This window comes from Bradyrhizobium sp., assembly GCF_017881085.1.
GTDB lineage: Bacteria > Pseudomonadota > Alphaproteobacteria > Rhizobiales > Xanthobacteraceae > Bradyrhizobium.
In genome coordinates, this window is record NZ_JADGRI010000326.1 from 1 (window position 1) to 5,834 (window position 5,834).

At 63.5% G+C, this 5,834-nt stretch carries 6 protein-coding genes; 2 read left to right on the top strand and 4 right to left on the bottom strand.

The genetic code is table 11. The annotated features are described in order from the left end of the window. Positions 1-1,034 (top strand): MATE family efflux transporter (locus tag QZ213_RS23445; protein ID WP_291688464.1); only part of this gene is annotated, 1,034 nt, incomplete at its 5' end. Here the strand turns inward: QZ213_RS23445 and QZ213_RS23450 are convergent. The 4 genes from QZ213_RS23450 to QZ213_RS23465 all read right to left on the bottom strand — a co-directional run bounded on the left by QZ213_RS23450 (position 1,031) and on the right by QZ213_RS23465 (position 3,426). Beyond that, positions 1,031-1,432: an SRPBCC family protein gene (locus tag QZ213_RS23450; RefSeq protein ID WP_291688465.1), complete on the bottom strand. Its 402-nt coding sequence runs from the start codon at positions 1,430-1,432 to the stop codon at positions 1,031-1,033. The two genes, QZ213_RS23445 and QZ213_RS23450, sit on opposite strands and share 4 nt — an antisense overlap. Before the next feature lie 149 nt (positions 1,433-1,581). Next, on the bottom strand, positions 1,582-1,941 hold the full coding sequence (locus tag QZ213_RS23455) for a VOC family protein (protein WP_291688466.1): 360 nt from the start codon (positions 1,939-1,941) through the stop codon (positions 1,582-1,584). Between the two features lie 54 nt (positions 1,942-1,995). Further along, on the bottom strand, positions 1,996-2,835 hold the full coding sequence (locus QZ213_RS23460; RefSeq protein WP_291688467.1) for an AraC family transcriptional regulator: 840 nt from the start codon (positions 2,833-2,835) through the stop codon (positions 1,996-1,998). A gap of 9 nt (positions 2,836-2,844) precedes the next feature. Then, complete coding sequence (locus QZ213_RS23465; protein ID WP_291688468.1) at positions 2,845-3,426, bottom strand: methylated-DNA--[protein]-cysteine S-methyltransferase; 582 nt, start codon at positions 3,424-3,426, stop codon at positions 2,845-2,847. A gap of 338 nt (positions 3,427-3,764) precedes the next feature. On the opposite strand from QZ213_RS23465, the gene QZ213_RS23470 reads away from it, so the two are divergent. Beyond that, positions 3,765-5,315, top strand: a complete 1,551-nt coding sequence (locus QZ213_RS23470; protein WP_291688469.1) for an integrase family protein — start codon at positions 3,765-3,767, stop codon at positions 5,313-5,315. The last annotated feature ends 519 nt before the right edge of the window (positions 5,316-5,834 follow it).

Sequence of the window (5,834 nt, forward strand, 5' to 3'; positions counted from 1 at the left end):
TGCTGGAATTGCTGGGCGGCCGCGGCAACGTGCTGGCGGGCGCGGTCGGCTATTCGCAGATTTTCTTTGGCGGCGCGGTGTTGCCCTGGCTGATGAATTCGATGGCGGGAGTCCTGCGCGGCACCGGCAACATGAAGCTGCCGTCGCTGATGATCCTCTGTTCCGCGGTCTGTCAGATCATTCTCGGCGGCACGCTCGGCCTCGGCCTCGGCCCGATTCCGCAATTCGGCATGCGCGGCGTCGCGTCGGGATCGCTGATTGCCTACGCGACCAGCATATCCGTGATGGGCTGGTACCTGTTTTCCGGGCGCGGTCGCGTCGTTCCCAGGGTCAGGGGGCTTCGCATTCAATGGGCGATGTTTGTCGACATCCTGAAGGTCGGCGCGGTGGCCTGTCTTTCGCCGCTGCAGTCGGTGCTTACCATCAGCATCTTCACCCATTTGCTGGCGCGGTTCGGGACCGAAATTCTCGCTGGCTACGGCATCGGCGCCCGGCTCGAATTCATGTTGACCTCGATCGCGTTCGCGGTCGGGATCGCGTCGGTGCCGATGATCGGGATGGCGATCGGCGCCGATCGCATTGCGCGCGCGCGACGGATCGCATGGACCGCGGGCGGCGTCGGTTTCGTGTCGGTGGGCGCCGTCGCCACCGTGATCGCGATTTTCCCCGATCTCTGGGTCGAGATATTCACCCGCGACGCCGGCGTGCGCGCGGCAAGCCGGCAATATCTGGCGACGGCGGCGCCGATGTACGCCTTCATCGGCCTGTCGATCTCGATGTATTTCTCCTCGCAAGGAGCGGCGAAGGTGTTCGGACCGGTGCTGGCGCAAACCGCGCGGCTGGTATTCATCGCTGTCGGCGGCTGGTGGCTGTCGATGCACGATGCGACGGCGGCGAATTTCTTCGCGCTGGCCGCGGCGTCCATGGTGCTGCTCGGCCTGCTGTCGGCCGCGAGCGTCGTCCTGACCCGATGGGGACCGAAGCATGGTGCTGTTCGGCAAGTCCGTCCGGCACTGTCCGCGATGGTCGACTAGGCGGCGGCGCGCCCCAGCGCCTTTTGCACGGCCAGCGCACCCAAATCCATCTGGCTGCCGATATAGGGCGCCATGGCGTTCGGAAGCACGTCGACGATCCAGATCAGCCGGCTCTGCGTCGCGCCCTCGGCCAGCACCTGGACCGAGGCGCTATAGTGGCTCACCCGCTCGTTGCTGATCGCATAGACCAGCCGCCGCCGCGCCTCGTCGCAATCGACCAGGAGCTCGCGCGCGACGTTGCCGTTGGCGAAGGTGACGATGCGCGCGTCGCCGTCGAGCCGAGCGTCGATCACGAAGCCCGGCGCCAGCCTGATATGCACCGCGCCGAAATCGCGCACCGCGTCCCAGACCGCGTCGGCGGGAGCGTCGATCGGGATGTCCTTGTGGATGGAAGCCATGGGAGTGCCTTTGCGGAAATGAGCCATCACAACGAGCTTGAGCCGTCATTGCGAGCGAAGCGAAGCAATCCATAGGCAGGTGAGCGCGAACTGGATTGCTTCGTCGCGGCGCTCCTCGCAATGACGTGGTTGGAGCTGGCGCTCTGTACCTACGTGCAAACCGCCTCGACATTGTTGCCGTCGGGATCGATCAGGAAGGCGGCATAGTAAGTCGGGCTGTAATCGGCGCGCGGGCCGGCGCCGCCGTTGTCGCGGCCGCCGGCCTTGACGCCTTCGGCGTGGAATTTCATGATCGCGTCATGATCTTTCGCGCGGAAGGCGATGTGGGCGCCGGCAACGGCCGGTCCCTTGTTTAGATACAGCCACAGCGCCGGCTCGCCTTTGGGCCCAAAGCCCGCGCCGTCCTTGTCTTTCGAGCACAGGATATAGCCGAGCGGCGCCAATGCCGCCGCATAGAAGCGCACGCTGGCGTCGAGATTGCCGACTTTCAGTCCGATGTGGTCGTACATGGCGGTCTCCGGTTCAAGGCGCGTTGGGGTCGCGCGGTTCGGAGACGACCCTAGTCAGTGCAGGGCGAGGCGTTCTTGGAAAATCTTGCGCTGCCCGCGCGAGGCCTCGCGGAATTTTCGTGGGCTGACGCCGGCGGCGCGGTGGAATGTGCGCACGAAGTTGGAGAGATCGCCGAAGCCGACGTCGTAGGCGACATCGGTAACGGGCCTTTGGTCGTCGGCCAAAAGGCGCGCCGCATGCCGCAGCCGCGAGCGCACCAGATATTGGTGCGGGGTGACGCCGAGCACGCCCGAGAACAGCCGCAGGAAATGGAACGGACTGATATCCGCCTGCGCAGCGGCGGCATCGAGATCGATCTGCTGGTGCGAATGCGCATCGATCCACAGCGCGGTTTCCACCGCGCGGCGGCGATCCCGGGTTTTCGCCGGCGCGGGTGCGTTGCGCCGTCCGGAAACCACTTCGACAAAGCGATGGGCAAACACCTGCCCGATCTCGTCGAGGCCGATATCGCTGCGGCCATCGGCTGAGGCCTGCGCCAGCTCGCCGAGCACCATCAGTTCCGGCAGCGGCGGCGCGGCGCCGACCCGCCAGGCCTCGTCGCGGCCGCCGATCGCGTCCACCAGTTCCGGCGTGAGGAAGAACGACAGGCACTCGTCGCCACTGACATGATCGTGGGTGCAGATGAATTCGTCGCCGGGAAAGCCGACCAGGATCGATCCCGCCACCAGCTCGAAGAAGCGGCCACGGCAGCGGCAGCCGAACGAGCCCTTGCGCACATAGGAGATCGAGTGGCTGGCATAGCGCTCGACAAACGGCGTCTCGCCCAGCGCCGCCGTGCAGCGGAAGTCGGACACCGAAATGGATCTGCGCTGCAGCAGGGTGGTTCGCTTCATGCCCCGAATTTAGCCCTGCGGGCGGGGCGGGGCAACGGGCAGCAGCACGTCGAACAGGGTCTTGCTGGTGGTCGTGCCGCGCGCGCCCTCGATCGACAGCAGCCGGCGCTTCGAAATCACCCCGCCGTACGGGGAAATCCTGTCGGCATAGCCGCCGGCTTCCAGCACGCGGTGGCAGGGCACGATGATCACAAAGGGGTTACGCGCCAGCGCCTGCGCGACCGAATGCACCGCGCCGGAAAGCCTGAGCTTCGCGGCGATCTCGCCATAGGTGATGGTTTCGCCGCGCGGAATGCGGCGGGTGAACGCGTACACCCTCGCATGGAAGGCGGGGATGCCGTCGAGGTCGAGCGCGACATCGGCGAGGTCGCTGGGCTCGCCGCGCAGCAGCGCCGTGATGGCCTCGATCGCGATCTCGACATCCGGCGGCGGACGCTGCTCGCGGGCGTCGGGATAGAGCCGGAACAGCCGCTTGCGGGTTTCGATCTCGCGGGCCTCGGGCAGCTGCACGCCGACGACGCCGGCATGGCTCCAGGCGATGCCGCACCGGCCGATGGCCGTGTCGAAAATGCTGTAACCCCGCGCCGCCACGCTACTACCCCCCGGCGGGCACCATAGCACCGTCACGAAACGGCGCATCTGGAAAATTCAAGTCAGGTTAAAGTCGAGGCGAGAGGACGAAAGTCCGGCGCCAAGGTGCTTGGCGGAATGCGCGGTCTCGGCTAATCAAAGGGGGCTCGCGGGCGTAGTTCAATGGCAGAACGGCAGCTTCCCAATCTAATGAGCCGAATTTTTACCACGTTGCGAGATATGCCCGAAACCATTGACTAAAGCCCATGTTTCGCAGGCTTCTAGTGTTATCTGTGATGCCTCGGCGGCTGAAAATCCCAGCATCCGAACTAGTCAAATGGCATCATAGTGACATCACGATGGCACAACGAAATGACCCGGTGATCGACGAGATTTTCCGCGAGGTTGATCTCGATAGTAAGGCGCGGATAGCGCGTCACGCTGCCGAAGAACATACGCCGCAGGGCATCTCCAGAAAGGCCGCCGAGGGCGAGCGATCTAGGCTCGCTAGGACAACGCACAACGGCAAAGCTCCGGTTCATTCTGATCCGAACGCGAAACGCAAACCGCGTTTGCTCGGCGAAGATAGCATCGAAGCGTTGCGCGAGTTCGCCGACGATGAGCCCCGCCTCGGTGGCTACTTTCCCGACAGCAAGGTCTTCGGTCTTTCCATCTTCCTCGGTGCCAAGTCTACCGTCTGGCGCTTCCGTCAACAGGGCCGGAACAAAGGCAAACGGTCGTCTGTATTCAAGACGCTCGGCAACTGGCCTGCGATGACCACTGATGAGGCGCGCAAGGAAGCCCTGATATATTCGGGCGCGGTCGCCGCTGGCACCGCAGCCCCCGGCAAGCGCCAAGCAATGCCGTTCCGCGCGGCTTTTGAAAGCTACCTCGCCCATCTCAAGGCGCAAGCCGAAGCCAAAGGCAAGCCGCCGCGATGGTGGGCCAATGCGAGCAAGCTTTCCGAGGCGCACATCATGCCGCAATGGGACGGCTGGACGCTCGCCGAGATGTCGCAAAATCCGCGAGCGGTGAAGACGTGGCATGCGAAGCTCTCGAAAACCGTCCCGACAACGGCAGACCACTGCGCCCGGCTGATTAGAGCTTGCTACCGCGAAGAGGCGCGGCTTGATCGCACGCTCAACCCGGCGGCCTCGCCGACCTCCGGCATACGTCTTGGAAAGATCAAGGTCTCGAAAGCCGTGCTCGACTTCCCCGACTTCTCGGCATGGCGCAAGGCATGGGACAAGATCGAAAACCCGGTTCATAAGGGCTATCATCTCGCCGCGCTGCTGACCGGCTGTCGGCCGACCGAGCTGGCCATGATCCGCGAGAGCGATATCGATCTCGACGCGCGGCGCATGATCATTCGAAACGCGAAAGCCGGAAATGACATCTCGCTGCCAATCACGGGCGAGATTGCTTTCGCGCTGGCGATGGCCATCAACGCGCCTCCGCAAACCATCACAATGAAGGGCCTTCGCGGAATGAAGTCCGGCGAGGTCCGCGTGATCGAACGAAAGAAACTGCATCACGAGATCGCGACTCCCGATCTTGTCTTTCCGGGCGTTCGTCAAGCTGGCCATCGCTCGGGCCTTCCGGTCTCGGGCAACGCGCTCCGGCATACGTTCCGCAGCATCGCGGTCTCGCTGGAGATTTCGGAGATGCTGATTTCGTTCCTCATGGGGCACAGTCTGCAAGGCGTCTCCGCGAGGTACACAAACGAGTTGATGATCGCGAACTCGCAAGCTCTTCGAGAGGCGCAAGAGAAGATCAGTCGCCGGATTTTCGAATTGCTCGGGCTCACGCTCGGCGGCCATCACGATGCGCCGCTCGTGCCGGACACGCCGACCCGGGTCGAAGCGAGCCGGAAAAAGCGCAAAGCCGCCGCTCCGGCCCGCATCGCTTGAGACGGGGCACGGGAGGGCGCTGGAGCACGCCAAGACGCTTGCCGGAGACGACGGCTAGGCCGGAGGACGCGTCGGCGCATGCCAAGAAGAGGGCATGAAAAAGCCGCCGCCGGGTTGACCTTCTCCACGGTGAAATCAAGCGTCTTGGGTCGCGACCGAAACAACCTTCGACCTGCTCTATCTTGGTTGGATTGATGGCCTTAATTCGTCTAGGCTCCCCCGTGAGCTAAATCAAAACACCCTTCGAGAGATCAGCTAAGGATGTAGAAGATCGGAGAAGAGTGCCATGGCAACCGATGGAAGCACTGGCGTCATTCGCAGGCGCAGCTCAGGGAACCTGACTCGCTGGCGAGCATGGATTGGTCGAGAAGGACCTTTCCCGCGGTGAGGCGCATAACTATTCGATGGAAGTTAGATCTAATCCTTTTGAATCCGCCAAATCACACTTCTTCGATACCAGCAGCTGGGGTGAATTTTGCGACGTCACTCTAACCTTGAAGCAAGCCTGGCAGCCCGACC